The following is a 26126-nucleotide window of genomic DNA, read 5'->3' on the forward strand; positions in this document are numbered from 1 at the left end:
TGTTTGGTCGGGATGCAGCCCTAGCGAATGCGTTCCGCCAGCGTTGATTTCAGTTCGCTGCTGGCCTGAAGCGCGCCGAGCACGGTGATGGATTCGATTGTTGCCAAGGCGAGTTCGGGTGTTACGTCGGGGGCGATGCGGACAAGTCCGAGCACCTTAATGTGAAGCCTTTCGCCGGCTGCCCTCACGGCCTCTAGATCGGCCCTGCTATAGTCGCGCAGCCCTAACTCCAACGTATGCCGGATAGTCGACTGTTTGACCGCCTCCCCCTCCGCTGTCAGCTGGTTGCGGATTGCGGTGCGGATGAAGTCGGTGCGATTGGAGTAGAACCCCTCCTGCACGAGAAGGTCGATCCGGCCGAGGTCGATATAGCCAAGATTGACCGTGATCTTCTCCGACTCGCCAGCCTTGTCGCGGAGCTTGTAAACATTATCAGCCATCGGCTTCTCCATCCAATCAGATGGTATATAGATGGTAGTAGGATGGTTTACAAGGCTTGCGGTCTTATGGCGTCTGCCTCGGGAGCATTTCTGTTGGGCGGGGCGGCGGCAAAGCGAATTCGCGCAGTCGGTGTGCGCGTCCTTGCCTCAAAAGACGCTTCTTGAGCGGCTTCTCGCAGCTTCGCGCCGCGCCACAGGTCCGCGATGCTGTCCGATACGCAGCCTCGGAGTGGACGCATCGGTTGGGGGCTCCAACGGGATCAACAGCAGCACATCCGTGAGCCGTCGCAGACCCGCCCTCGACGTAAGCACGACCGCCAGCATCGGCGGATCGAACGGAGTCAACGCTGATGTCGACGCGAACATCGGAGGCTCGCGCCTGGCCACCGCAGCAGCAAGGCTTGGAGTTTCGGAAGATGCTCCTGTCCAATCCACTCTCGGGACGCTTTCGGAAGGCGCTGCGGCCACGAGTGGTGTGGGGGCGGGCGGCATTCCTCGCAGCACGTCCATGGCCTTGAGCGAGATGTCTACGGCAGATAAAGCCAAGGCAAAATTGCGCTGCAAGGACGTCTTGAGCTCGCCGAACGTCGTCGGCCTTCTGCCGACGGTGAAGCGGACGCCTATCTTGAATTCGACAGTGCCACTCCATTTTCTCCCGTGGAAGACGGTGACCTTTCATTTCGGTTGGCGCTGACGAGCAATGAAACACTCGACCTTGCGACCAACCCTATCTGCGCGGGGTGTCTGGCCGCAGCCTTGCTCGACCTGATATCGAAGAGGGGAGATTTTGTAGTCGACCTAACGATCTGGGACGCAAGAAGCGGGGAGCAGCTTGTAAAGCTCAAGCCTTGACGAGCCACACGCGCAAAAGCGGCGCCGTGACCGCAAAAGTGGTTATCATCGAAATGCAAGAACCTAGTCTTCTCGGAGCCGACGCTGATCGCCCAGATCGAGTTCCGGACTGGAAACTATGGCGGCAGTTGCCGCCACGCATCCTATAAAGGCCTTCGTGAGGTTTAGGATCACGCCGCGATCTTCGACATCAGCGGGTGCATAGACCTATTTTCGCGTTTGCGCTGACGAAGATGAATTTTCCCGGTCGCCTCTTGAACACAAGCTCGCCGCGCCAGCTCTGGTGTCAGAGTAACTCGTTAAGAATCGATTTAAAAATTCGGGAAATCGCGCGCTATCGGCGTTGCTGCTCCAAGGCGAAGTTCGCGAAGCAGCTCTTCGGATTTCGTCCCCGGCTATGGCATAGCCCATCGCGGCCATCGATCCCCTCGGCGAAAACGCCATGTCTTTCAGCGACGAGTGGTCTTTCGCCGCTATCTCCAGATAGTTCTCGATGCGCAAGATGCGCTTCAACCCTCCTTGCCACCTACGAGGAGGGTTGAACTCGAAGCCGGTTAGATGGCGGTCCGCCGGTACCGGTCGCGCTCTTGCGCGATCTGCTCAGGGGCGTATGGATCGAGCGTGTCGTCGAACCGGGTCCATCCCTGTTCGTTATAGGCACGCCGACGTTCGACCGGGTCGACCCAGTTTGAACCCTGCAGAATAGCCTGCGCCTCCGAGGCGCGGGCGTCGTCGACCTTGGCCGTGACCAAGCTTCCACCGCGGCGGACACCTTCGGCATAGAGGTGGGCATCATCTTCCGAGACGCCGGAGTCGGTGAGTGCACCGATCAGGCCACCAGCGGCACCACCAGCGACGGCGCCGGCGACAGCCCCAGCTGCAGTCGCGGCAAGCCAGCCTGCGGCAACCACCGGTCCGACACCAGGAATGGCCATCAGGCCCAGTCCGGCGAGTAGGCCCCCAGCGCCACCGACGGCAGCGCCAATGCCGGCGCCGGTCGCGGCATCCTCGCCAACGTCAGAGTCGCGATCGATGCGGCCAGCCTTGTTGGAGACGATACTGATGTCGTTTGAGGGGACGCCTGCCGCTTCCAATTTGTTGACGGCGGAGCGAGCGTCCGAGTAGTCGTCGAAAAGTCCGGTTACAGTTCTCATCATGCTTCTCCTTGGGTTACTTGGCGACGATGTTGCCTTGATAATCAAGGGCAATGGAGACGGCTTTGCCGTCCTTCATGCCGGAGGCCATCCAGATCCCCTTGTCGTCGAGCTTGAGATCCTTGACGTCGGTGTAGCCCGCTTCCGCAATGCGATCCTTCGCCTGAGCTTCGGTAAAGCTGTTGGCACCCTCAACGGGCGCAGTCGGATTTTTGGTGTCTGGGGTTGCAACTGCAGGTGTATTTCCATCCGGAGATGGAGCCGGCGGTGTTTGAGCATAGGCTGCGACGGCAGAGGCGCCAAGAATTGCCGCTGCCAACATGATCTTCTTCATATGGTGTTTCCTCCATTTTGCGGATCAGGCAGATCCATGCGCTGAAAACCCACAGAAGAGTTTTTTGTTCCTTGCCGCAGCAGGAAGTATGCAATTGATTTTTTTTAATATATGGCGACGAGACTCCAATCGGATTATCTCTTCGGGGGCCAAGGCAAAACGAGCGGACAACAAGGCGTGCAGTAACCGATCCATTGGGCAGAGCAAAGAAGCCTCAGATAGGCAATAGGACCTCCAACCCCTAAAGTTGTGCTTCATACGCACGCTGGAGGTGAAGGCGAGAGATTTTTCACAGGGCTAAAGAGTCTCGGGACGGCGGAACCATTCCTGCGGCTGCCGGTTAATTCGCCGAGGTCGCGGCGTGCCAATCGGACGCGACGGAGATGGTGAACGCACCGGGTTTTCCGATTTCTCGGTGCGGGCAACGAAACGCCAGGCGAGCACCTTACCCGTTCGCCGCGAACTCAACACCTTATGAGAGACAGCGCGTCAACGGCCTGACTTCGAACCGGCAGTGGCCCGATCGGATTGCTCGGAAATTTCCCCTTAAAACTCAGCGCAGGAACCCGTCGCGCCCGAACTCTTCCCAGCCTGGCAAGTCCGGACAGTTAGCGTCGTCAGGGCTACCTCCAGATGACGAAGTGGGCTTGCCTCCGCCCTTCAGCGAGCGCGTGACCTTTGCCTTCCAGGCGGCCCGCCTCCTGTTTTCCGCAGCCTTGACCGCGTCCTCCTCGCGCCATTCTTCGACGACGCCCCGGTCGAGCAACGCCTCGGCCAACCGCGGATCGAAGACGTGGAACGTAATCTTCTTGGCGCGGCCTCGCAATTTTACCGTCCGTGTCCCAGCGCTAGGCAGGCGGCATCAGCGAGCCATCGATGTCTTTCGGTCGCGGAGATCGTAAGGATGTCCTGGATTTCGCGGGGTATCACAGGCAGGCTTTCGATGCCTTCGAGCGTGTTGGCAACGACTGCCGAGGCGGCGCGGAACCCGTCTTTAAAGCTTTCCGGCATCGTCAGGACAAGATCCCGTCCACTGAGATCGAGGGATTTTCGTACGGCCAAAGGACGACGCGCACGTATCTCGAGAAGGATGCCTTTGGCGCGAACGGATGACCCGAGCGTCGCAGCAGACGGCAGCGTCCACGCATCGATCAGTTCCGGAGCGTCAGTCTTCATTTGCTTTGACATCGTGAGGCCTAGATGGGCCTCCCATCTTGCAGCGTCAACGAGCGCGGGACGCTGGAACTTCCCCACGACCGGTTTCCCGATCGCCCAGATGCGTAGACCGAGGAGTCGTCAAACGCGTGGCGAAGCTCTTTACCCTGACCAGCGGGCAAATAAAAAAGGCCGGGGCGAAACCGCACCGACCTTTCCAACATCGCTCTTCACACCAGTGCCAGTACATCCGTGGTCAAAAGCAGATAAGCGACTTCGGCAGTCGCGAACACTCGCGTGGAGCACTCACCAGCAACGCCGATGATCACCAGATAGGCTCGGATTGTGTTCAATTCAAGTCGCCCGGCCAGACGGACGCTGTAAACCTGCCACGCATCAAAGGGGGCAATGAGCCTATCGACCCGCCCCGCTCAAGGCATCCCGGCAAGATCGCGTTCGTCGCAATTGGCAGGGACGCCAAGCATGTCGTTGTCGGCGAGTTCGATGAGCACGGCCGCGACGCTCGAAGTCATGGACGTTCGGGAACCAAACTGAAGTGCGGAGGTTCACGGTTATGATCCATGGTAATATGGCATGACGCATCCTCACGGAAGACACGTAGTTCTCGTCGTCGAGGACGAGCCCCTGCTGCTGATGATGGCGGTGGACGTGGTCGAAGCGGTCGGACTGGAAGCGCTCGAGGCGACCAACGCGGAAGATGCGGTCCTCATCTTAGAAGGCAGGAGCGACATCGCCGTCGTCCTGACCGACATCGAGTTACCGGGTACGATGAATGGCTTGGCGCTGGCCGCTTCAGTCCGCCAAAGATGGCCGCTGATCGGGATCATCATCGTGTCGGGGAGGGTGGCGATCAGCAGGGAGGACCTCCCTGAGCGCGGAGTGTTCTTCTCCAAACCCTACGATGTCGATGAGCTCGCTCACACGCTTCGGCGGCTGACCGCTTAGCAGGCGTGAATCACACGCGCTGCCGATAAAATCCACCGCATTTCAGGAAATCTGAGCGCATCACAACTATATACGGTGAGTAAAGTTCCTCCGACGCAGAGAGATCTTGTGACCGATCACGAAACCGGCGACGAGCCAGACTGGAACCCCGAGCAGCTACGCAGTGCGATCAAGGCCGCAGGCGTCGCCCTTTGGACCTGGAACGTCGACGATGGTACCTTTTTGATGGACGCCAAAGGATACGAACTCTGGGACGTCTTGCGGGGGAGCCCGCTGACGTTCGAGCGTTTGTCGGCAAAGATTCATCCGGCCGACCGCGACAGAGTACGATCCGCCTTCGTCGCCACCCGAGTGATAGCCGGCCCTTATGAGATTGACTTCAGGATATTGACGGACGCCTCCGATGTCCGTTGGATTAAGATTTGGCGTCACATGCGTGCCTTCGGCAGCGCTCGCCTGCAAGCGGAAAGCTGGCGCTGAATGGCCGTTGATCGTGGATGAGGGCACCCATCTGGCGATTCCGGAAACCATGAGCGCCACGACAATCGAACCGCTCATTCATCTCGCCGAGCGGGGGTCTGGGCATTGCGTTTTTGCCCCCATTCGCCGTCACCTCGCAGATCGAGCAGGGAACGTTGATTCCGCTCATGGGCGACTATGTCAGGGAGCCAGGAGAGTTCGCGGCCCTTTGGCCGACGAGCCGTCAGCTTTCTCCAAGGATTCGGGCATTCGTGAATTTTCTTGCCGAACACCTGAAGTTCGACGTCGGGAGCCAGGGCTTCTGATGCGCCGGCGGCTAACTGATCGGCACCGATTACAAGCAAGGGTTCCGCTCATAGGCACCTGGCGTTTTGGTGAAGGAGCGGTCGGCGGATCACGGAAAGAAGTTCACACCCCTCGCTGCAATTGCGACGTGAAGGTCGCTCGCGTAACCGACACGCTCGTGCCGGAGGGACTGCTGACCATGTCCACTCGCGCGTCGAGCTGTTTGGCAAGAGCCTGAACAATCGCCGTGCCTAGTCCGCCACTTGTTTCGGCTGCACTATCGGCTTGCTTTCCTATGCCGCTGTCGGAAACGATCAGCTTCCAATCCTGCCCCCTGATCTCATAGGTAACGAGGATCACGGCGTCCGCCTTGACGACGGGGAAGGCATATTTTATCGCGTTGATCACGAGCTCGGTGACGATCAAGCCGAGGCCGACGGCCTTGTCGGACCCGATCCTTCCTTCGTCCGCTATCACGTTGATCGCAATGGGTTGGCTTTCGCCGATCATCGAGGATGCCAGGCTTTCGCAAAGCTTCGTCAGGTAGGATCCGACCTCGATCTGGTCGATGCCGGATACGTGGAGGTGCCTTTACACCTCGGCGACCGACATGACGCGCTGATGGGCATCGCGCAAGTCACGGCGTGTTTCCTCGGACGTGACCGCCCGCGCTTTCAACAGCAATATGCTGGCGATGATCTGGAGACTATTGGCAACGCGGTGCTGCATTTCCTGCAGCAGGATTTCCTTCTGATGTAGCAACTGCTCTGTCTGCTTAAGGAGCTCTTCCTTTTCGCACTCGATCTTGCGGCGCTCCGTGACATCGGTGAACGCCAGGAGGATCGTCGAGCGGGAGCTATCTCCGTAGGTGACCTGTCGGGCGTTTAGCAGCATGATCCGGCGGCCGAGATCGGGAAAATCATGCGCAACCTCAAAGCCCTCCATCGAGGCATGTTCGGGAATGATCGTCTCAAGAACAACGCGCAAGGCGGGAATATCCCATTGACCGCCACCGAGGGCGTAAAGCAGACGCCCTCTTGTATGTTCGGGATCGAACTTGAACGTCTCATGAAAAGAACGGCTGGCAGCAAGCACACGAAACTGGTCATCGAGGACAATGAAGGGCTCTGGAATGGTCAATTGCTTGCGCCAACGTCTGCGCGTCTTCAATATTTTGAAAATCGATCATGGGCGGCTGCGGATCACTTGTTCGCAATGAGGGTTCGATTCAACGCATAGTATACCCCTCCCCGCCAAATGTCGCCGCCTGGCTAAGCTGTGGACCAGATGCCATATCGGGTCGGCGCTTCTGGGATTGTCGCCAGAATTGTCGCGCGGATTGTCTCAGTGAGGCCCAACACGCCGACATTTCCGCTGGCTGCACATTGCGTCGTTCGCTGATAATCTAGCCGGAAGCAACAGGAAGATTGGGCATGATACCACTCGGCAAGCCAATCGAACAAATTCTGGGGGTCGGCGCCCTTCTTCTGCTTGCGTTCGGTTGCGCTCTCGTGCTTCAGCCCTTCCTCTCAGCCATCCTGTGGGCGGCGGTGATCTGTTTCTCGACATGGCCCGTCTACAGGAGGTGCGAGCGCGCAGTCGGTGGCAATAAAAGTCTGGCCGCAGCCATGATGACGTTGCTGGTTGCCCTCGTTCTGGTCGCACCGTTCGCCGTTATGGTGCCGACATTGACGGACAGCGTAGGCAACTTGCTCGCGGCGATGAACCAGATTCTCGAGCAGGGCCCGCCGACGCCGCCTCGTTGGGTCGCAGGACTCCCGTTAATCGGCGAAAACCTGGCTGCCTATTGGGAGAGTTTGGCCCACAATGCGCCCGCATTCACCATTGAGCTCAAGAAGCTGATCGGCCCCGCCACAAACTTAGCAGTAGCCGGCGGGGCGGTGCTCGGCGCTGGGCTCTTAGAACTCGGACTGAGCGTGTTCATCGCCTTTTTCTTCTTCCTTCACGGCCGGCGGATGGCGGCCCACGTGCGCGCAGTCGGCGAAAGATTCGCCGGCCCTCGGGCCCGAGAGCTGCTTGTTGTTGTGGGCGCGACCGTCAAGGGCGTCATTTACGGCTTGATCGGCACAGCCCTTGCCCAGGCCCTCTTGGCCGGCCTTGGTTTCTGGATCGCCGGTGTACCTCAGGCCCTGCTACTTGGTTTCCTTACGTTCATCCTGTCGTTTGTGCCGGTGGGCCCCCCACTCGTCTGGGGCTCGGTGGCGCTATGGTTTCTTGTTCAGGGAGCCGTTTGGTGGAGCATCTTCATCGCAGCGTGGGGCTTGCTCCTCATCAGCAGCATTGACAATCTCATCAGACCCTACCTCCTCGGAAAGACCAATAACCTGCCCGTGTTGCTCGGCCTCTTCGGGCTCCTGGGCGGCGTCATCGCCTTTGGCTTCATCGGAATCTTTCTTGGTCCAACGCTGCTGGCGGTCGCCTACAGCCTGTTCCGTGAGTGGAGCATGGCCGAAGTCGAGGAACGCAGCCACCCCACTCCGCCTTCCGACTCCGACTGAGCGAATTTCAGTGAGAGTTTTACCGCGGCTCGGAATAGGGCAGGCCGGGCAGTTGAGTTCGGGTTTTCGCGGTCGGATCCTATCAAGGAGAGCGGTGAGTTCAAGGACAAGACAATCAGGCCAAGTGAAAGATAACAGTGCGGCTTGCTCATCATGATACCCTTCGAATGCCGCCTCATGATGCTGCGACAGGCCATTGATTCACTTGGAAACCGTCGATCTTTGAGCCGATACCAGACTTTCGTCATCGACGCAGACCCGATTTCGGCCGCTTTCCTTGGCTCGGTAAAGGGCACGATCCGCATTCGAAAACATCGTGTCGAAGGAATCATCCGTAGGACGGCGCACCGAAATTCCGATCGATACCGTCGTGTGGAATACGCCAGATGCGGTAACAATCGGCTGCTGCTCGACGGAGCACCGAACCCGTTCGCAAACAGCAATCACCGCGTCCTCGTCCATATTTGGAAGTAGGAGGAGGAACTCTTCGCCGCCGACCCGAGCGAATGTCGCGCCGGTGAACTGCGGTGTCGAAATGAACTCTCCTACAGTTTGCGAAAATGTTTTGAGCGCGATGTCGCCGGCAGCATGACCGTAGGTATCATTCACGCGCTTGAAATGGTCGATATCAAGGACAGCAACGGCCAAGGCATGAGATCTGCGATGCGCGCTGTTGAAAAACGTGTTCGCAACCGCAAAGGCATGGCGGCGGTTGAAGGCGCTAGTGAGCTCGTCCGTAATGGTCAAGCGATGCAATGCCTTCTGGATGGTCTTGAGATCTGTGATGTCTTGCAGGAGAAGCTGGACCACCGGATTGCCGTCCCAGGGCAACGCCCCGGCGATCAGCTTGATCGTGCGCACCATCCCCTCTGCCGTGCGTATGTCGGCTTCCGTTGAGTTTTCGCAGATCCGCCCCTCGAACGCCTCTTCCATTTGTTGCGCGGCGTCATCGATTTGCGTTTGAAGGAAATCGAGAAAATGACGGCCTACAATTTGATCTTGTGACACCTGGAGGAGGCGTGCCGCTTCTTGGTTTCCGAAGATAATTCCCTGCCTGGTGTGGATGAGCAGCCCCATGGGCATGAGGTCCAGCATCATCCCCATGCGGGCCTGCGTGTCCACGAGAGTTTGCTTTGTAAGCTCGGCTGCAACAAGTGCTTCATGATCTTCGTCTAAAAACATGATTGTTCTCTAATTGAGCGTAATGTCAGAGACATTCTTCAAGCTCACGCTGCACGCCGATACTGGCTGCCACGCTTGTTTTGCTGCTTGACGGTGTCCGATGTGCGCCGATCCACCGTGCGCAATGTCCCTAACAGCGAGACCGCAGCCACATTTCCTGAAGACTTGCCAAGGCACGACCTGTTCCCTCGGTATTAGCTATAGCTTATTGTACATTCGTTGATGAAACCTGATTGAATGGAGAAGCCGCCGATCTCGAGCCTATCACGTCGAGATCAACTGCCGCGTCGCGGGCATCAGAACTCTTCCCAGTCGCCACCGGCGACCGCGGCATTGCCTTGAAAGGCGGCAGCGACCTTAGCGGCCATTGTCCGCGCCGCCGATATGACGGGCTTGGACGCGGCGGTTGCCACGACCGGGCGCATGTGACGTGAGGTCATGCCGCCTCCAATGTTGAACTGACCCAGCAGCTGGAAAAGTGCATCGGCCTCTCTCGCGAGGCTGTGAGCAGCGGCCGTCGATTCCTCGACCATGGCTGCATTCTGCTGCGTGCCTTGGTCCATGGTGTTTACGGCCGTGTTGATTTCTTTCAATCCCGTCGCCTGTTCCTTTGAGCTTTCGACGATTGCGATAACATTTGCGTTGACCTGGTTAACCTGGGCGACGATCTCTTCCAGCGCCTTGCCGGTCTCGCCTACGAGAGCCACCCCGCTTTTCACATGCTCGTTGGACGCCGTGATCAGCTCCTTGATTTCCTTTGCCGCTTTTGCTGATCTCTGGGCCAGTTCGCGGACTTCCTGCGCCACGACCGCGAAACCTTTGCCGGCATCGCCGGCGCGTGCCGCCTCGACGCCCGCATTGAGCGCCAAAAGATTGGTCTGAAACGCGATCTCGTCAATCACACTTATGATGTTGCCGATTTCCGCGGACGACGTTTCAATCTTCCCCATCGCATCGACTGCGCTTCGGACCACCGTGCCGGAGCGCTCGGCGTTATCGCGTGTCTTTCGCACCAGTTGGCCGGCTTCCTGGGCACGGTTGCTGGAATCGGCGACAGTCGTAGTGATTTCTTCGAGGGCGGCCGCTGTTTCCTCGACGGATGCGGCCTGCTGTTCCGTTCGCTTTGACAGATCGTCTGAGGCGGAACGAATTTGCTGGGCGCCGGCAGCGATGCCCGTTGCATTTTCCGACACGCCCTGCATCGCCTTTCGCAACTTGCTGGTCGCCGCGTTGAAGTCGATCCGGAGCTTTTCCAGCGTGGGGATGAATGGGGTTGCGACCTCCTGGGTCAAATCCCCATCGGACAGAGCCTGCAAAGACCCGGCTAACTGGTCGACATTGTTCACGCGGGCAGTCACGTCAGTTGCAAACTTGACGACTTTGAAGACCTTGCCGTTCATGTCGAAGATCGGGTTGTACGAGGCCTGGATATAAATCTTCTTGCCGCCCTTGCCAATGCGCAGGAATTCGTCAGTCACGAATTCGCCACCTTCCAGACGTTGCCAGAAGCGTCGATAGTCATCGCTGCTGGTGTAAGCGCTGTCGCAAAACATCGAATGGTGCCGGCCTTGGATTTCCGGGAGCTGATAGCCGAGCGCGGTCAGGAAGTTCTCGTTCGCCGACAGGATCTCGCCCTTCGGTGTGAACTCGATGACCGCTTGGGCGCGCGAAAGTGCATTCAGTTTGCCGGCATCCTCTGCGGCCTTGAGCTTTTGTGCCGTGATGTCGGTTGCAAACTTGACAACCTTGTAGGGTTTGCTGCCGCGGATGACGGGGTTGTAGGAGGCTTCGATCCAGATCTCCTTGCCCCCCTTGCCGATGCGCTTGTACTGACGCTGGTCGAACTCACCTCGATTGAGTCTAGCCCAGAACTCGCGATAGTCGTTGGAAGAGGCTTCTGCCGGCTCGACGAACATCCGATGGTGCTGGCCGACGATCTCAGACAATTCGTAGCCGAGTGCGGCACAGAAGTTTGCATTGGCCTTTAAGATCTTGCCGGTGAGGTCGAATTCGATAATGGCCTGTGACCGGTTCATCGCGGCTAGTATGGCCTTGGCATCAGATCCGAAGCCGAATGCTATTCCCGTCATGCTGTTCCCCACTCAAGACTAGAGAGCGACTGCTTCCACCCCCACGCGGTCGCATTGGACGAGCAATCTGAAGATAAAATCTATTAAAAACTTTAAGGATCCATTAACCGCATAATTCCCGAAAATGATTCCTTCGAGTTGATTGGATGTAAGAGAAATATATAAATGAACTCAGTTCGTTATAAGATTTTCCTTTGCGGATCCCTGCCCAATAGAAGACTTCGCGAAGGCGGGCTTGGAAAGCTTGTTTCGGGCATTTTTCCGCATTGTTGCATCATGAAATAGGAAGATGTGTTTACCAGTTGTTAAGAGTTAATAGCCGCACTATGCCCCCTCGCGGGCCTTGCAATTATGCCCCCCGAATGCATGTTGCACTGTCGTCTATGGGTGTAGAATCCACTTCCGATGCGAGCGGATTCGCTAGGCACACCAGTCGCCAAGCGCCCGGAGGCGACTGCTGATCGGAGAAAGACATGAAGCTCGAGGCCGAATTCAATCGAATTGAGGAAGTCGCCGCAGGCTTCAACACGCACTACGAAGTGTTCAAATATATGAAGGGTCTCACTCAGGACCTTGGAATGAATGCTTTCCTATTCATGACGCTACCGACTGTCGACATCGTTGAAATCGGCGCAACGAAGATCATCACCAATTGGCCGGCGGAAATGGTGGACTACTATGACGCCCATAATCTGATGATCGACAGTCCGGTCATCCGCCGGATGATGAGATCAACCAGCCCGTTCAATTATGATGTCGAGGCGATCAATACCAATCGTGGAGAAGGAAAAAAATCCACGGTCATTGAGCTGTTCAACCGATATGGCATGGAAAAAGGAGCCTATTTTCCGGTTCACGATGCCGCGGGTGGACGCGGTGCGATGTCGATTTCGGGGCCACGGAATTTCAGCATGATCGAAATGGCGAAGCTCCTGTTCATAGCCACGCTCATCTACGACCGGCTCTCGCAGCTCACATTGAACGAGAAACACAAGCCCATCGAGTTTACGCCAAGCGAACTGGACTGTCTGAGGCTGACTGCCGGCGGTAAGAAGGGCAATGAAATTGCGAAACTTCTCGATCTGTCAGAGAATTCGGTCAATAATCACATTGGCAGCGCGATCAAGAAGCTGGGATGCACGACAAGAACGCAGGCGGTCGTAAGCGCTCTGCGACTCAATATCATTCGTGTCTGAACCCTTCCTCGCCCTTCCCCACCACCGGCAGGGCCTAAATCTGGCAAGCGCTTTCTTCTGGCGGCGACGCCGCGCGTGTTCTGTTTCCACTTCATTCAGCCGCAACGGAAAACGGCAGGGTTTGGTTCCAGTCGCTCTTGCGAATTATCCTATGAGCTGCTTCGCCCTTGTTCAAGCCAGCCTGACACCGTCGACGCAGTGCCGGGCTGGAATACCATTCGATCATGAACAGAGAGCGCTCGATCCGGCCGAGTTCGCGCAAAGCTTTGGCTAGCTGACTTGCGCGCGGCGATGCTGACAACCTTTTGAGTATGGTCGAGGGCGCAACGGTTCGTGTCGTTATCGATGCTGCGAGATGGAGCAGATCGTCCCAGTTGTCGAAGATGAGAGAAGCGTTGATCGGCGCGCCGATTTGATTGGTCAGCGCCGGGTAGGCATCAGCCTTGTCGAATGTATGGAATTTCCGGTCTTTGAGATTGCGCAATCGTGGTGCAAAGCGCTTGCCGACTAAGGCGAACAGCCCGAAGACATGGTCGCTGGCGCCACCGGTATCGGTAAAATGCTCCTGGATATCGAGGATCGTATCCTGGTCGAACAGACCATCGAGCACATAGGCTGCTTCGCTCTCGGTCGGACTGATCGGCAAGATGCTGAAGTAGCCATATTGATCCGAGAGATGACTGTAGAATTTGGAGCCTGGCTCGCTGCCATAATGCAGGTTGACGTCGCCGCGCTTTGCAGCCCGATCGCTGGCGCGGAAGAACTGTCCGTCGGACGAAGAGGTCGTTCCATTTTCCCAGAGGCGGGAATGGGGATGACAGGTATGGGCATCGGTCACGCATGCCTGCGCCGCCCGATAGGTTTCGGACCGGGCGTGAAAGGTTCGCATCCAGCCGATCTGATGGGCGCTGATGCCTTTCGACGCGACGGCCATCCGCTTCGGACCAAGGTTTGTGGCATCCGCCAATACGCCGGCCAACATGGCAGATATATGCGGCGCGTCTCCGGTGCGGACGTGGGTGAACTGATCGGCAAACGCGGTCCACTCATGCACCTCTCTGAGCAGGTCTGGAACCTCGACCAACGGATACATCTCACTGATCTCGGCGTTCAGATCTTCGGCCGCGGCAGGAACATCGCTTGCGTTAGGTGTGACGATCAGCGTTCCGGCATCAAGGCGAACACCTTCCAGCTTTCCGGCCCGTGCGCGATAGGCGAGGCGCTTGAGGTTGAAGTCCAGCACCTGTCTCGCCTCGTTCAGCCAGGCCGCACCATCGCTATCAACACCGAGCCCGAGCTTGTCCTGTTCTTTCATGGCGATGAATGCCGGCTTCGGCATGAGGTGTTCATCGATAGGTCGGAATGATCGGCTGCCATCAATCCAAACATCCCCCGAACGAAGCCGCTCGCGCAAGACGGCAAGGGTCGCAATTTCATACAGCTTGCGATCAGGCTTCCCGGTTCCAAGGATGAGCTTTCGCTCTGCGTGGCCGAGATGAGCTGCTGGGACGCGGTCTGGAAGTACACGACGCCCCTGTGCGTGAAGCCTTTTCAACATTTCAATTGCTGCCAGCAGCGGATCGTGCCTCCGCGCCGAGTGGAACGTGAATGTCCGCAGGAACGCCCCTGCATATTTATTGACTGTTCCGTATTGTTCGGCCGCAAGGATCAAAGGTGAGGCTTCATTGTCATCGACCATTGCAGCGAGTTCAGGCTTCATACAAAGCAAGCGATGCCAGCCGATCTCGCGATCGATAACCTGAAGAGCGTCCAGTCCGCGATCATTCGCGGACTGCAAAGCGGATATTGTATCGAGGAACAGTCGGAGAGCTTTGGATGTTTCTGTCCTACTGTCCATATGCCGCCGCTTCTTCCGGCTATGGGCCTGAGAGAACAGTCGGCCGATCAGCTTGATGAACATCGTGACCGCATCGTCGGAGAGCTTCTGGCCAAGCTTGATAACTTGCGCGACAATCAGCGCGTGCCGGCGACTGGCGTTGAAGTCGTTGTCGCGTCACCCTCACGGATCATCTGATCCCACCGCCCGGAAGGAACGCGGGACTGCAGACCTGGATCGATGCGGAGTGTTCGCAGGAACGAAATCCGATTAATTAGCCCGACCAGGTTCGAGCCTCCTGGCGCCTCTGCGGCTGATCGCAGCCAATGAAAGCGCGTCTGCCCGATTGTCGGGTCGACCTCCAATAATCTATCAAGCGTTTGCAGGGTCTCGGGCGCGATATCCTTGATCAGCGCCGTCTCAGCGCGTCGGCGGGCAATGGCCCGGCCAGCAAGACAAATTCGTTCGATTGTCTCCAAGGCAGGTAACAATGCACCACGTTCTCGCAGCGTGCCCACAACGGCTTTGGCAATCAGAAGCCCCTTGTCCGTCATCGCAGCCGCGTCGATCGCCGAAAGGAGCGCAGCTCGGCGATCCCGCGCCGTTGCGCTTCCGACCTTTAGGTAATCCATCAATCGGGCGACATGATCGCGACGCGTCTCGTCTTGGCGGGCATAGAGTTTGAACGATGCAGGATCAGCTCCGATTTGCTGAGTGACATATCCCAGCATCGCTCTCGGTGGAATTTCGTCTGCCCTAAGCACTCGGCCAGGATATCGCATTAGGCAAAGTTGAACCGCGAAGCCAAGTTGGTTGTGCTGACGTCTGCGAACTTCTATTTCCAACCGATCTGCGAGCGACAACGAATAGTGCCGGATCAGACTCTCCTCATCGGTTGGAATACCGAAGAGCTCTTGTCGCTCATGAACCTTGAGAAGCTTGCGTCTGCCCATCCTGACCTCCGTACGTCAGCCGATCACAAGCAGTCGATGGCAATGCAATTGCTGTCGGCGCGACCGTTATGGTCCGCCGATTCTTGAACAGGGAAAACGAGACCAGATGGTTTACGGCAGCCTATCCACAGAGAAGTTCGCACACTTGGAGTCCGCGCAAGGCGTATCCGGCGAGAATTTTCACCTTTTGTACAAACGTACAATTTTGAGCAGTTCCTGTTCCGACCCCAGGAAGGCGTCTGCTATTGACTTTGCAAGTTCCGGACCGATGACGCGCGAGCCCATGGTGATGATCTGCGCATTGTTGGAGAGCGCCGCGCGTTCAGCGGAATAAGTGTCATGGGTCAATGCGGCGCGAATGCCGGACACCTTGTTGGCGGCGATGCAGACGCCGATGCCGGTGCCGCATACGAGGATCGCGCGGTCATAGTCGCCCCTGAGCACGGCCGAGCCGACGCGGTCGGCGAGATGGGCGTAAAAGGCGTCAGGACTGGCATCAGTGCGGGATACTTCATGTACCTCGTGGCGGTCCTTGAGGTAATCGGCGAGGATCTTTGCCAGGCCTTCGCCTGCGCTATCGCCGCCTACAGCGAGTTTCATTGTCGTGTCCTTTCAAATCGTTGCGGCGCAGCGCGCTAGGATGTCGAGTTCAGGCCCGGCTGATAGGCTTGTGCCCCTGGCACTCGGCCATCAATGTGTGACCATCCAAGTGCTGCCAGCCGATCGCGCATGGCAATGCCGATAAGGTTTTTAGAATTCTCCACAGTTGTTGAGATAGACGCGGGCTTGCCGTTTGGATAGGCCGGACCAATCGCCATGGGCGGCAAGGTCGGGGGCTGTCGCCTCTGTCGTTTTGGACATGGCGCGAGCCGCTTCCTGGAAGGTCCGGAACCAACCGCCTCCGACGGCTGCCGACATGCCGGCGCCAAGCGCGGAGGCTTCGTTGGACAGGCTTCGGTGAACGGGAAGGCCGGTCGCGTCCGCGACCATCTTGCGCCAAAGCGCACTTGAGGCACCACCTCCGATCACGAAGATGCGATGAGTGGCCAGGCCCTTCGCCTGCATCTGTTCGAGGGCGCGGGTGAATTCCAGGGTGATGGCCTCCAAGGATGCGCGATAGAGATGTCCCATGCCGTGGTCAGATCCGAAACCTGTAAAGGTCGCGTGGGCATTTTCATCCCAATGCGGATCCATGCAACCCACCAGATAAGGGCAGACTGTCAACCCGTCGGAGCCGACTGGCAGACGCATGGCTTCGGATTCCAACCGTTGGAACACGGTGGGATCGGCCCGTCCGCCGGCAAAAGTATCGAGCAGCCAGTTGATGAAAAAGGCGCCGCTGCGCTGCACGCTTTCCAGCATGTAGCCTTCACCGGTCGGGGACACCAGCGTTCGCCAATAGGAACTGAGTTCGGGAGTGGCAGACCAGACTCCCCCAACCACGGCTGTGCCGAGATTGAGATAGACCGTTCCCGGTTCAATTGCGCCAACCCCCAGGCCCGCACAATGGCCGTCTCCACCGGCGGCGTAAATCGGTGTTCCCGCTCCGAGCCCCGTCGCAATGGCGGCTTCCTGCGAAATCACGCCTATCTGGGACGCAGGTGGGTTCAGCGGTGGAAGCTTGTCCTCGCTGATTTTCAGGTGATCGAGGAGCTTGCGCGACCAGGTCTTGGTGACGATGTCGAAAATGCCGAACGGATCGGCGCTGGTCCACGTTGCCTGGGGTTGCCCGCTCAGCCGCATGACCAGGTAGTCGTGGACGGAGAGGATATAGGCGGCTCTGTCGAGCAGGTCCGGTTGGTGGCCACGCAACCAGCGCAGGCGATAGATGCAGGGGATAACATCCACCGGCTTGCCAGATATCGAATGCAGCGTTTCCGCGCCTATTTCGTCAGAGAGAACGGTGGTCATGTCACGGGCGCGACGGTCGAGCCAGATCGTGGCGGGCGCAAGCGGACGTCGATCGGCCCCCAGTAAGGCCATAGTTTCGCGCTGGTTTGAGATCGCCACGCCATCAATGCGGGCGGGATCGATCGCATCCGTTACAGCCTTGAGCGCTATCGTCGCCGCACTCCACCATTCGTCGGGGTCCTGTTCGGACCTATAGGCGTCCGGGCTTGAGAGTGTATGGGGTGCACGCCCCTCGAATCGAGGCTCGCCTTCGCGCGTCCAGGCAATCGCCTTGACCGATTGCGTCGACGAATCGATGCCGATGACATAGCGTTCGTTCCGGTGCATGAAAGCGGCTCCTCCTTCCGCTGACCGACTATCGAGCGGCACGCCGCATCCGGTCTGTTCTATTCTCCGCAACCGACGCCCGCATCGGCCACCGGTTTTGCATGTTAAGCCGCCAGCAAGGCCTCTCCGGTAATCAAGTCGGTGACGAAATGGGTGGCATAGCCGCCCTCAAGCGTTGCGGTGATCGCTTCGATCTTTCCGGATCCGCCGGCCACGCAGATCCTGTTGGGAGTCTGCTTCAATTCCTCGAGCGCAATGCCCACCATGCGCTCGTCGTGGTCTCCGCCGACAGCCCGGCCGTGCGCATCGATGAAGCGGCCGATAATGACCGCTACCGCGCCATCCTCGACATATTTGTCGATTTCCGCCTGGCTTGCGATGCCCGACGCCCGAACAGTGCTTTTCGTACCGACGTCGCCGACACCAAAAAGGATGCGGTTGGTGGAGTGGATCAGATCGAACTGCTTCTTCAGGATCGGTTCGTCGAGCAGCATCGTTCGCAATTCCTTGGTCGAAAGAACCGCCGGCGCAAGAAGGTTGACGCAGCGCGCGCCGATCCTGCTCGACAGTAGCGACGTGCAGAGTTCGGGTGAAAAATCCGGTTCGCCGGTAGAACTTCCTGAGACCTGGACCACCGTGAGATTCTGCACAGCTTCGGGCAGCGAAATCTGGTCCGCGACCGACAAGACGGTGCGTCCCCATGCGACACCGATCACGTCACCCGCCACGATCTGCTCGGCAAGGACGCGCGCACCGGCATCGCCCAGGCGAGAGACCAGGTCGCGATCCTCGGCGTGCGGGATCACCAGCGCGCCGCGCAAGCCGAATTTCTCTACCAGGCCCCTTGCGACCCGTGTACGCCCACTCGCATTCGTGTTGATGCGGATCGAGACGATACCCCGATCGCGCGCCTCTTGAAGATAATTGACGATGGTCGCACGCGATACACGTAGCGTCTTGGCAATTTCGCTCTGGGTCATCTCATCGGCGTAGTAGAGCCATGCAGCCCATGTGACGGCGTCGTCGAATTCCATGGGCAGGGGGACGCCCGCATCAAGCATGTGATTCCTCGATTTCGTTGTTCTGGCGTATCTGACGGCATCTTATGACAAATGTCAACATGCGTTGTCTTATGTGTTGACAAGTGTCACCACATGTTGTCACTTGTACAAATCGAGTGAAATACGGATTGCAGAATGGAAACGGCAAAGAACCGGGGTGGCGCGACAAGCGCTCCCAAGGGCGGCTGGACCGCGCTTATTGATGACATCGTGGCAGGCCGCTGGACGAACCCGGAGACTGGAAAGCGCGCTGTCGTGCCATATGAATCCATCGTTATCGCCGAGAGCCTCGAAGGGCGCGAGGCGGAGCTGGTTTCAAGCCTTGGTCTGGGCGACACCTTTACCGTCGTTGCCGATAAAGCGACCTGGGACGCGATGGGCGCGCGGGTTGCCCGCGCGCTGGAAAAGCTCGGCCCGGTTAAGACGATCCTTCTCGATCATCCGCATGCCGACATGGCAACCATCGCGCTCGTGACCGAAAAATTGAAGGGTGCTGAAGGCGTGGTGGCGGTGGGTTCCGGTACAATCAACGACCTCGTCAAATATGTGACGGGACTTGATGGCCGCCGGTATTGTGTCTTCGCCACCGCGGCATCGATGAATGGGTATACATCCACCACAGCCTCGATCACCCTCGACAGCGGGTTGAAAGTCTCGCTGCCATCCCACGCGCCGGCGGGGTTTTTCGTCGACCTCTCGGTGTCGGCGGCCGCGCCGGCCTACCTGGCGGCTGCCGGATTCGCCGACTGCCTGGTGCGCTCCGTCGCCCAAGTGGACTGGTGGTTGTCGCACCGGCTGTTTGGAACCGTATACTCCGAAGCGCCCTATATCATCCAGGCCGATGACGAGATCGCGCTCAACCGGAATGCCGCCGGTATCGGCAGCGGTGATATTGACGCCCATGGCTATCTCTACCGCGTGCTGACCGAATGCGGCCTTGGCGTCTCCTTCACCGGCATGTCCAACCATGGCTCGATGGGCGAACACCAGATTTCGCATTACATCGACTGCTTTGCGGGGGACAGGCACCCCGGGACGCTGCATGGGCAGCAGGTGGGTGTCGGCGTGCTGACAATGGGCCGGTTGCAGCGCCACTATCTGAACAGCGCGGCAGCCCCAAGAATGAAAGCAACGAAGATCAGCTTCGATGGCATGGTCCGGCGCATGGGACCGAGCATTGCCAGGCAGTGTTTCGACGAGATCCAGCCGAAAATTTTCAATGACAAGGCAATCGGCGCGCTGAATGAGAAAATCGCCGATTTCTGGCCGGTGCTGCGGGAAGAATTGAAAAGCTTCGTCGTTCCGGTCGACGAAATGACGCGGTTGCTGAAAGCGGCAGGTGGTCCGACGACAGCACGGGAGCTGGGCCTACCCGTCGACTTTTACCGGGAGGCAGTTGTTCACTCGCGCGAGATGCGCAATCGGTACTCCTTCCTCGATATTGCCGCAGACGCCGGCCTCCTCGAGGATTTCGCGAGCGAGGAGATCTGAGGCCATGCGCGCGATTTCCGACATGCCGGCAGACGCTGCAAGCAGGATCACCACGTTGTTTGCCGATATAGACGATACGCTGACCAATGACGGTCGTCTGCCCGCGTGCGCCTACGAAGCACTCGAGAAGCTGCTTGTCGCGGGCATCGCGGTGGCGCCGATCACCGGCCGTCCGGCGGGCTGGTGCGACATGATCGCGCGAATGTGGCCGGTCTCGGGTGTCGTCGGCGAAAACGGCGCATTCTATTTCTCCTATCATCAGGACAGCCGGCGGATGCGCCGTGTGTTTGCGATCAATGATGGCCAGCGCGCCGATGACCGAAAAAAGCTGGAAATTGTGCGAGCGCGCATTCTCACTGAGGTCCCTGGCGCCGCCATTTCAGCCGACCAGCACTATCGCGAGGCAGATCTCGCTATCGACTTCTGCGAGGATGTGCCGCCATTGCCGACCGGCGAGGTGGAGCGCATCAAGCGGATTTTCGAAGAGGAGGGCGCGGTCGCCACGGTGTCCTCCATTCACGTCAACGGCTGGTATGGCACCTACGACAAACTGACGATGACGCGGCGGTTTGCGTCCGATGTACTCGGGTTGGATATCGATGTGGAGAAAGAGAAGATCGTCTTCGTTGGCGACAGCCCCAACGACGCGCCGATGTTCCGTTTCTTTCCGAATGCCTGCGGTGTGGCAAACGTCGTGCAGTTCCAGGGACGCATCGAGGCTGAGCCGACCTATGTGACACGCGCTGAAGGTGGACATGGCTTCGTCGAGGTCGCCAATCGCATTCTCGCTGCGCGCAGAGAAAGAGCTGTCGCATGACCGCCCGGGTATACGATCTAGCCATTATCGGCGGCGGCATCAACGGGACGGGTATTGCCCGCGATGCGGCAGGGCGCGGGTTGAGCGTGTTTCTCTGCGAAAAATCGGATCTCGGTTCCGGCACGTCGTCGGCGTCGACCAAACTGATCCATGGTGGTTTGCGTTATCTGGAGCATTACGAATTCAAGCTCGTACGCCATGCACTGCGCGAAAGGGAAATTCTCTGGCGGATCGCGCCGCATATCATCTGGCCGTTGCGGTTCGTTTTGCCGCATCGCAAGGGACTGCGTCCGGCGTGGGTGCTTCGGCTCGGTCTCTTCATCTACGACCACCTTGGGGGGCGGCAGACACTGCCGGGCACGAAGACGCTGAGATTGTTACGCGATCCTGCCGGCGAACCGCTTCGCGACGTGTCAACGGTCGGGTTCGAATATTCCGACTGCTGGGTGCAGGACAATCGCCTCGTGGTGTTGAACGCCCGGGATGCCGAAGCCCATGGGGCACACATCCGCACCCATGTGCGATGCACCGGCGCCGTGCGTGAAAACGGTCTCTGGCACGTCACCATCGAAGAGGTGGAAACAGGAAGACGTCAGGCCATCCGTGCGCGTGCATTGGTCAATGCTGCCGGTCCGTGGGTCGATCAGGTGCTGGCAACAGTGAGCGATCGCAAAGCCGCGGGACAAATCCGGCTGGTCAAGGGATCGCATATCATTGTGCCGCGCCTCTACGAGCACGACCGATGCTATATTTTCCAGAACTCCGATGGGCGCATTGTCTTTGCCATACCCTATGAGGACGATTTCACGCTGATCGGCACGACAGACGTCGACTACAAGGACCAGCCGGAAAAAGCATCGATCTCGGCAAGCGAGTCTGCGTATCTTTGCGAGGCGGCATCGTCATATTTCAAGCGGTCCGTAACACCGGCCGATATTGTCTGGACCTATGCCGGCGTTCGGCCTCTCTACGATGATGGCGCCGCCAACGCGCAGGAAACCACGCGCGACTATGTGCTGACAATCGATGCAGCGACCGGCGAGGCCCCTCTTCTTTGCGTCTTCGGCGGGAAAATCACCACCTATCGCTGCCTTGCAGAGGACGCGCTGCGTAAACTGTCGGCTCATTTTCCGCAGTGGATGATCAGTGCGGGATGGACCGGACGGACACCCCTACCAGGCGGTAATTTTGAAGCGGGCGCCGCCGATCGGCTCGCGCATGATCTGGGCAAGGAATACCCGTTTCTCAGTCCACGCGCCGCCCGGCGGCTTGTCCGGCATTATGGCGTCGATGCACGCAAAATCCTGGCCGGTGCGCGCAGCATGTCCGATCTTGGGCGTAGCTTCGGCCCCGATCTCAGCGAAGCTGAAGTTCGCTTCCTCATGCGGCACGAATATGCACGGGCCGCCGAAGACGTGGTGTTTCGGCGGACAAAGGCCGGAATTCGCATGCGCATTGAAGAGATATCCGAACTGGACACATGGATGGCACGGGAGCGCGCCGCCCAAGAAAATGAAGAGAACGGGATCGCCAGAGTGGGATAGCTGCATCGGCGCCCAGACGCATGGATGAGCCGGGTTCGCCGGCGACGAAGAGCAACAGAGTGGAGAATGATCCGGACAGGCAGAGGAGTGCCGGGCCGGATCGGGAGAAGGTCAAAGCGCCGGAGCGAGGCGTCAACGCCATCGCCCGCTCCAGGGAGGAGTACGAATGTCCGTCACACAGGTAAAGCGTATAGCGATCTCGGATTCGCCTTGGCCGTGGCTTCTGCCGCTGGTCAGTCTGCTGGTCGTTTTTACGATCTATCCGCTAATCTACAATATCTGGCTGAGTTTTCACGAGTTCGTGCCGCGCAAGCGTGCACTTGTCTTCGTAGGTTTCGCCAACTGGGTGCAGCTTTGGCACGACACGCGCTTCTGGGGCGCGCTCGGCGTGACCTTCGTCTATTTCACCATCGCACTTGTCTGCGAGATCGTGCTGGGCATGGCGGTCGCCCTGCTGCTGGATGCGGAACTGCCCGGATTTGGCGCATTACGTGCCGTCTTGTCGATGACGCTAGTGATACCGCCGGCCATCGCCGGCATGATGTTCCTGTTGATGGAAGATCCGCAATTCGGCGTGCTCACCTATTTTCTTAACATGCTGGGCCTGCTGGACAAGGCAACGCCAATCCTTGCCACATCCTCACTGGCGCTCGCGGGCGTGCTGGTGGCCGAGATCTGGCAATGGACGCCCTTCATGGTGCTGATCTTCATGGCCGGGCTGCGGTCCCTGCCGCCCGAGCCCTACGAGGCGGCGATGATCGACGGTGCCTCCTCGCTGCAAATGTTCCGGCGCCTGACGCTGCCGATGATGTCGCGCGTCATCGCAGTCGCGGTCCTGTTGCGCGGCATCGATCTCTTCCGCGTCTTCGACTACGTCTTCGTCATGACCTCCGGCGGGCCGGGCACATCGACCTACAGCCTCAGTCTCTACGCTTGGCAGCAAACCTTCAGCTTCCTGAAATGGGGGTATGGCGCAACGCTGAGCCTGGTCAGCCTGGCGATCGTGATGATCCTTGCCAATCTCTTCATCCGGGCCTTCAAGGTGAGGTGGTAACATGCCGCAAAGCAAATCCATGCGGATTTTCAGAACGCTCGCCGGCTGGCTCGTCGTTGCCTTCTTCTTCTTCCCGATTTTCTTTTGGACTTCGGTCGCCTTCCGCGACGCTAAGGATATTTTCTCGTGGCCGCCGAAGTTCTTCGAGTTCGAGCCGACGGTCAGAAATTTCGAGCAGGTTTTCGGCATCTCGCTTGGGTTCGGCTTCGGCACACAGGAGACGGTCAATCCGGGTGGCGGTAATTTCTACATGGCGCCTCGCCTGTGGGACTCGATCGTCGTCGCCTCGATGTCGACGGTGCTTGCGATCATGGTGGCGACGCTGGCCGCCTATTGCCTGTCGCGTATGCAATTCCGTGGGCGGCACGAGTTCGTCAATTGGGTTCTGTCGACCCGCATGATGCCGCCGGTTGCCGTCGCCATTCCGATGTTCTTCATTTTCAAGCAGCTGAACCTGCTCGATACCTATCTGGGCCTGATCCTCGTGCATGGACTGATGAACCTGCCGTTGGCCGTATTGCTGCTGAAGAGCTTCTTCGACGACATTCCCGCTGAGATCGATGAAAGTGCGTTGCTCGACGGCGCGTCCCGCTGGACGATTTTCAAGCGCATTGTCCTACCCATGGCCAAGGGGGGCATCGCCGCATCCGCCGTGCTCTGCTTCATCTTCAGTTGGACGGAGTTTCTGTTTGCGCTGACATTGACGCAGACCGGCATCAAGACTGTCCCGGTCGTGTCATCGACATTCGTCACGTCCATCGGCACGGCCTGGGGCAACATGGCTGCCCTGGGAGCGGCAGCCATCGTTCCCGCCTTCATCGTCGTCCTGCTCGTGCAGCGCCATCTGGTTCGTGGCCTGACGATGGGTTCGCTGAAGCAATAGGAGGGTGCGCCAGCGGCGCATCTGGAGCATCCGGACGGCGATCCCGTCGGCCGATTTAGAGGAGGAGAAGTTGATGAAAGACAGTGTGAGAAAACAATACCTCGCGTCGATCACGGACAAGTTCGTCCGGGGTCAATTGGGGCGCCGGGAGTTCCTGCGAGCCGCTGGAAAGCTTGGCCTTGGGGCAGGTGCGCTCGGGATGGGTTTCGGCAATCGTCCGTTTGGTGCGTTTTCCAGTGCCAGGGCAGCCGAGGAATTGACCCCCAACCCTGAAATCCTCAAATGGCTCGCGGATGTCGGTAAGCCTTTTGCCGGCACGACATTGAAGCTTGCGACGGAATCAACCCCGCCATCGAATGCCATCAACGGCCAGCTGAAGAAGTATTTCGAGGAAGCCACCGGCATCAAGGTCGAGATCGAGGTGCTTCCGCTTGAGCAGGTGCTGCAGAAGCTGACGCTCGACGTGGCGTCCAATCTGGGAACCTACGATCTCTACTACATCGACCAAAGCTGGGCGGCAAGCTTCAGCCAGGATGTCTTCGATCCACGCGAACAATATTCGGCCAAGGCTGACCTTGCCATGCCGAACTACAATCTCGACGACTTCCTGCCCGCCCTGGTCGACGGGATCGCCAAATACGAGGATCGATGGGTCGGCGTGCCCTACGATATCCCGATCTTCATCATGATCTACCGCAAGGACATCTACGACAAGCTCAGCCTCAAGGCACCGGAAACGATTGAGGAGCTCTACACCAACTCCAAGATCATCACTGATGAGATGGGGCCGAAGGTCTACGGCACGACCGGCCAGATGAAGTCCGGGCATTACAGCCTCGAATGCGACTGGACGGCATGGTTGTGGGGGCATGGCGGTTCCATCTTCGGACCGGATGGCAAGTTTACCGGCAATGATGAGAAGGGCGTTGCAGCGCTGGAATACTGGACCAAGCTCAAGGCGACGATGCCTCCGGGTGTCGACGGCTGGACCTGGGATGGCCAGGGTCAGTCGGTGGCGCAGGGCGTTGCTGCGTCCATGCTGTCCTGGGGCGAGTTCTTCCCGTATTTCGACGATCCGACTCAGACGAAGGTCTCCGGCCTTTGCGAAGTCGCCGTCCCGCCCCGGGCCATGTCGCTTCGCACCGTCAAGGAAACCGGGTATGGCGAAATCCCCGGCGTCGGTCACCAGGGTGGTTCATCGCTTGCGGTTTCCCGATACTCGAAGAGCCCGGATGCTGCCTGGATCTTCATGCAATGGGCGACCTGCGCCGATACCCAGGCCCTGATCACAACGCTCGGGGGCGGCACAGGCCCGACGCGCGCCAGCGTCTATGATGATCCGCGCGTGCTGGCGCAGGCCCGTGTCGGTGCCGGCACCACACGACACCTGCCGGTCGTCCGCGAAACCATCGCGAAACATATGGGCTCCGAGCCGGATCTTCCGGAATGGGCGCAATTGTCGAGCGACACGATCCCGGTGTCGTTGGGCAAGTATTTTGCAGGCAGCTACGGTTCTCCCAAGGAAGCACTCGATGACATCGCCAAGCAGGTGGGCGAGGTTCTCAAGGGCTGACTGACCGCGCGGCGACGATCGT

At 58.6% G+C, this 26126-nt stretch carries 19 protein-coding genes and 5 pseudogenes; 11 read left to right on the top strand and 13 right to left on the bottom strand.

Annotated features, from left to right (window positions below; genetic code table 11):
- Positions 1–20: 20 nt before the first annotated feature.
- Complete coding sequence (locus tag ISN39_RS21690; RefSeq protein ID WP_194730383.1) at positions 21–440, bottom strand: CopG family transcriptional regulator; 420 nt, start codon at positions 438–440, stop codon at positions 21–23.
- 903 nt (positions 441–1343) lie between these two features.
- Here ISN39_RS21690 and ISN39_RS36545 point away from each other — a divergent pair.
- A pseudogene (locus tag ISN39_RS36545) lies at positions 1344–1460 on the top strand (ATP-dependent DNA ligase); the annotation flags it as partial.
- Between the two features lie 386 nt (positions 1461–1846).
- Here the strand turns inward: ISN39_RS36545 and ISN39_RS21695 are convergent.
- From ISN39_RS21695 to ISN39_RS37675, 4 genes and pseudogenes are all read right to left on the bottom strand, one after another.
- The gene (locus ISN39_RS21695) at positions 1847–2446 is read right to left on the bottom strand and encodes a general stress protein (protein ID WP_194731867.1); all 600 of its coding nucleotides are present in this window, start codon (positions 2444–2446) and stop codon (positions 1847–1849) included.
- Between the two features lie 16 nt (positions 2447–2462).
- Positions 2463–2780 (bottom strand): PepSY domain-containing protein, encoded by a 318-nt coding sequence (locus tag ISN39_RS21700; RefSeq protein WP_194730384.1) that lies wholly within the window; start codon positions 2778–2780, stop codon positions 2463–2465.
- A 553-nt stretch (positions 2781–3333) separates the two neighbouring features.
- Positions 3334–3968, bottom strand: a pseudogene (locus tag ISN39_RS21705) (hypothetical protein).
- Between the two features lie 197 nt (positions 3969–4165).
- Positions 4166–4288, bottom strand: coding sequence for a hypothetical protein (locus tag ISN39_RS37675; protein WP_281438321.1), 123 nt, complete (start codon positions 4286–4288; stop codon positions 4166–4168).
- A 241-nt stretch (positions 4289–4529) separates the two neighbouring features.
- Here ISN39_RS37675 and ISN39_RS21710 point away from each other — a divergent pair, with 241 nt between their 5' ends.
- Positions 4530–4901, top strand: a complete 372-nt coding sequence (locus ISN39_RS21710; RefSeq protein WP_194730385.1) for a response regulator — start codon at positions 4530–4532, stop codon at positions 4899–4901.
- Between the two features lie 108 nt (positions 4902–5009).
- A pseudogene (locus tag ISN39_RS21715) lies at positions 5010–5318 on the top strand (histidine kinase); the annotation flags it as partial.
- A gap of 137 nt (positions 5319–5455) precedes the next feature.
- On the opposite strand, the gene ISN39_RS36550 reads toward ISN39_RS21715, so the two are convergent.
- Both ISN39_RS36550 and ISN39_RS21725 read right to left on the bottom strand, forming a co-directional pair.
- Complete coding sequence (locus ISN39_RS36550; protein ID WP_246763376.1) at positions 5456–5725, bottom strand: hypothetical protein; 270 nt, start codon at positions 5723–5725, stop codon at positions 5456–5458.
- A gap of 64 nt (positions 5726–5789) precedes the next feature.
- A pseudogene (locus ISN39_RS21725) lies at positions 5790–6855 on the bottom strand (histidine kinase dimerization/phosphoacceptor domain -containing protein).
- A 244-nt stretch (positions 6856–7099) separates the two neighbouring features.
- Here ISN39_RS21725 and ISN39_RS21730 point away from each other — a divergent pair.
- Complete coding sequence (locus ISN39_RS21730; protein ID WP_194730387.1) at positions 7100–8185, top strand: AI-2E family transporter; 1086 nt, start codon at positions 7100–7102, stop codon at positions 8183–8185.
- Positions 8186–8386: 201 nt separating this feature from the next.
- Here ISN39_RS21730 and ISN39_RS21735 read toward each other — a convergent pair whose 3' ends face one another.
- Complete coding sequence (locus tag ISN39_RS21735; RefSeq protein ID WP_194730388.1) at positions 8387–9367, bottom strand: sensor domain-containing diguanylate cyclase; 981 nt, start codon at positions 9365–9367, stop codon at positions 8387–8389.
- 296 nt (positions 9368–9663) lie between these two features.
- A complete protein-coding gene (locus ISN39_RS21740) occupies positions 9664–11457 on the bottom strand; it encodes a PAS domain-containing methyl-accepting chemotaxis protein (protein ID WP_194730389.1) in 1794 nt (597 codons plus the stop codon).
- A gap of 473 nt (positions 11458–11930) precedes the next feature.
- Between ISN39_RS21740 and ISN39_RS21745 the strand changes: the two genes are divergently transcribed.
- Positions 11931–12653 (top strand): LuxR family transcriptional regulator, encoded by a 723-nt coding sequence (locus ISN39_RS21745; protein ID WP_194730390.1) that lies wholly within the window; start codon positions 11931–11933, stop codon positions 12651–12653.
- 145 nt (positions 12654–12798) lie between these two features.
- On the opposite strand, the pseudogene ISN39_RS21750 reads toward ISN39_RS21745, so the two are convergent.
- The 4 genes and pseudogenes from ISN39_RS21750 to ISN39_RS21765 form a co-directional block, all read right to left on the bottom strand.
- Positions 12799–15443: pseudogene (locus tag ISN39_RS21750) on the bottom strand (Tn3 family transposase); the annotation flags it as partial.
- Positions 15444–15623: 180 nt separating this feature from the next.
- A complete protein-coding gene (locus tag ISN39_RS21755; protein ID WP_194730391.1) occupies positions 15624–16043 on the bottom strand; it encodes an RpiB/LacA/LacB family sugar-phosphate isomerase in 420 nt (139 codons plus the stop codon).
- Between the two features lie 150 nt (positions 16044–16193).
- Positions 16194–17681, bottom strand: coding sequence for an FGGY-family carbohydrate kinase (locus ISN39_RS21760; protein ID WP_194730392.1), 1488 nt, complete (start codon positions 17679–17681; stop codon positions 16194–16196).
- Positions 17682–17785: 104 nt separating this feature from the next.
- A complete protein-coding gene (locus ISN39_RS21765) occupies positions 17786–18742 on the bottom strand; it encodes a sugar-binding transcriptional regulator (protein ID WP_194730393.1) in 957 nt (318 codons plus the stop codon).
- A gap of 135 nt (positions 18743–18877) precedes the next feature.
- Between ISN39_RS21765 and ISN39_RS21770 the strand changes: the two genes are divergently transcribed.
- From ISN39_RS21770 to ISN39_RS21795, 6 genes are all read left to right on the top strand, one after another.
- Positions 18878–20233 carry an iron-containing alcohol dehydrogenase gene (locus ISN39_RS21770; RefSeq protein ID WP_194730394.1) on the top strand — a complete coding sequence of 452 codons (1356 nt, stop codon included), beginning with the start codon at positions 18878–18880 and terminating at the stop codon, positions 20231–20233.
- Between the two features lie 4 nt (positions 20234–20237).
- Entirely contained in the window at positions 20238–21050 is an 813-nt protein-coding gene (locus ISN39_RS21775; RefSeq protein WP_194730395.1) for an HAD-IIB family hydrolase, read from the top strand.
- Positions 21047–22594: a glycerol-3-phosphate dehydrogenase gene (gene glpD, locus ISN39_RS21780; RefSeq protein WP_194730396.1), complete on the top strand. Its 1548-nt coding sequence runs from the start codon at positions 21047–21049 to the stop codon at positions 22592–22594. The genes ISN39_RS21775 and glpD overlap by 4 nt, the downstream gene beginning before the upstream one ends.
- Before the next feature lie 166 nt (positions 22595–22760).
- Positions 22761–23648: a sugar ABC transporter permease gene (locus tag ISN39_RS21785; RefSeq protein ID WP_194730397.1), complete on the top strand. Its 888-nt coding sequence runs from the start codon at positions 22761–22763 to the stop codon at positions 23646–23648.
- A 1-nt stretch (position 23649) separates the two neighbouring features.
- Entirely contained in the window at positions 23650–24531 is an 882-nt protein-coding gene (locus tag ISN39_RS21790; protein WP_194730398.1) for a carbohydrate ABC transporter permease, read from the top strand.
- Positions 24532–24604: 73 nt separating this feature from the next.
- Positions 24605–26104, top strand: a complete 1500-nt coding sequence (locus tag ISN39_RS21795; RefSeq protein ID WP_194730399.1) for an extracellular solute-binding protein — start codon at positions 24605–24607, stop codon at positions 26102–26104.
- Positions 26105–26126: the final 22 nt, after the last annotated feature.

Origin of the sequence: Rhizobium sp. 007, from assembly GCF_015353075.1 — a bacterium.
In the GTDB taxonomy this organism is placed as follows: domain Bacteria; phylum Pseudomonadota; class Alphaproteobacteria; order Rhizobiales; family Rhizobiaceae; genus Rhizobium.

Excerpts from the sequence above, each read along its gene's own strand:
- ISN39_RS21690 (WP_194730383.1), bottom strand. The coding sequence starts at position 440 with ATGGCTGATAATGTTTACAAGCTCCGCGACAAGGCTGGCGAGTCGGAG.
- ISN39_RS21695 (WP_194731867.1), bottom strand. The coding sequence starts at position 2,446 with ATGAGAACTGTAACCGGACTTTTCGACGACTACTCGGACGCTCGCTCC.
- ISN39_RS21700 (WP_194730384.1), bottom strand. The coding sequence starts at position 2,780 with ATGAAGAAGATCATGTTGGCAGCGGCAATTCTTGGCGCCTCTGCCGTC.
- ISN39_RS21710 (WP_194730385.1), top strand. The coding sequence starts at position 4,530 with ATGACGCATCCTCACGGAAGACACGTAGTTCTCGTCGTCGAGGACGAG.
- ISN39_RS21730 (WP_194730387.1), top strand. The coding sequence starts at position 7,100 with ATGATACCACTCGGCAAGCCAATCGAACAAATTCTGGGGGTCGGCGCC.
- ISN39_RS21735 (WP_194730388.1), bottom strand. The coding sequence starts at position 9,367 with ATGTTTTTAGACGAAGATCATGAAGCACTTGTTGCAGCCGAGCTTACA.
- ISN39_RS21740 (WP_194730389.1), bottom strand. The coding sequence starts at position 11,457 with ATGACGGGAATAGCATTCGGCTTCGGATCTGATGCCAAGGCCATACTA.
- ISN39_RS21745 (WP_194730390.1), top strand. The coding sequence starts at position 11,931 with ATGAAGCTCGAGGCCGAATTCAATCGAATTGAGGAAGTCGCCGCAGGC.
- ISN39_RS21755 (WP_194730391.1), bottom strand. The coding sequence starts at position 16,043 with ATGAAACTCGCTGTAGGCGGCGATAGCGCAGGCGAAGGCCTGGCAAAG.
- ISN39_RS21760 (WP_194730392.1), bottom strand. The coding sequence starts at position 17,681 with ATGCACCGGAACGAACGCTATGTCATCGGCATCGATTCGTCGACGCAA.
- ISN39_RS21765 (WP_194730393.1), bottom strand. The coding sequence starts at position 18,742 with ATGCTTGATGCGGGCGTCCCCCTGCCCATGGAATTCGACGACGCCGTC.
- ISN39_RS21770 (WP_194730394.1), top strand. The coding sequence starts at position 18,878 with ATGGAAACGGCAAAGAACCGGGGTGGCGCGACAAGCGCTCCCAAGGGC.
- ISN39_RS21775 (WP_194730395.1), top strand. The coding sequence starts at position 20,238 with ATGCGCGCGATTTCCGACATGCCGGCAGACGCTGCAAGCAGGATCACC.
- glpD (WP_194730396.1), top strand. The coding sequence starts at position 21,047 with ATGACCGCCCGGGTATACGATCTAGCCATTATCGGCGGCGGCATCAAC.
- ISN39_RS21785 (WP_194730397.1), top strand. The coding sequence starts at position 22,761 with ATGTCCGTCACACAGGTAAAGCGTATAGCGATCTCGGATTCGCCTTGG.
- ISN39_RS21790 (WP_194730398.1), top strand. The coding sequence starts at position 23,650 with ATGCCGCAAAGCAAATCCATGCGGATTTTCAGAACGCTCGCCGGCTGG.
- ISN39_RS21795 (WP_194730399.1), top strand. The coding sequence starts at position 24,605 with ATGAAAGACAGTGTGAGAAAACAATACCTCGCGTCGATCACGGACAAG.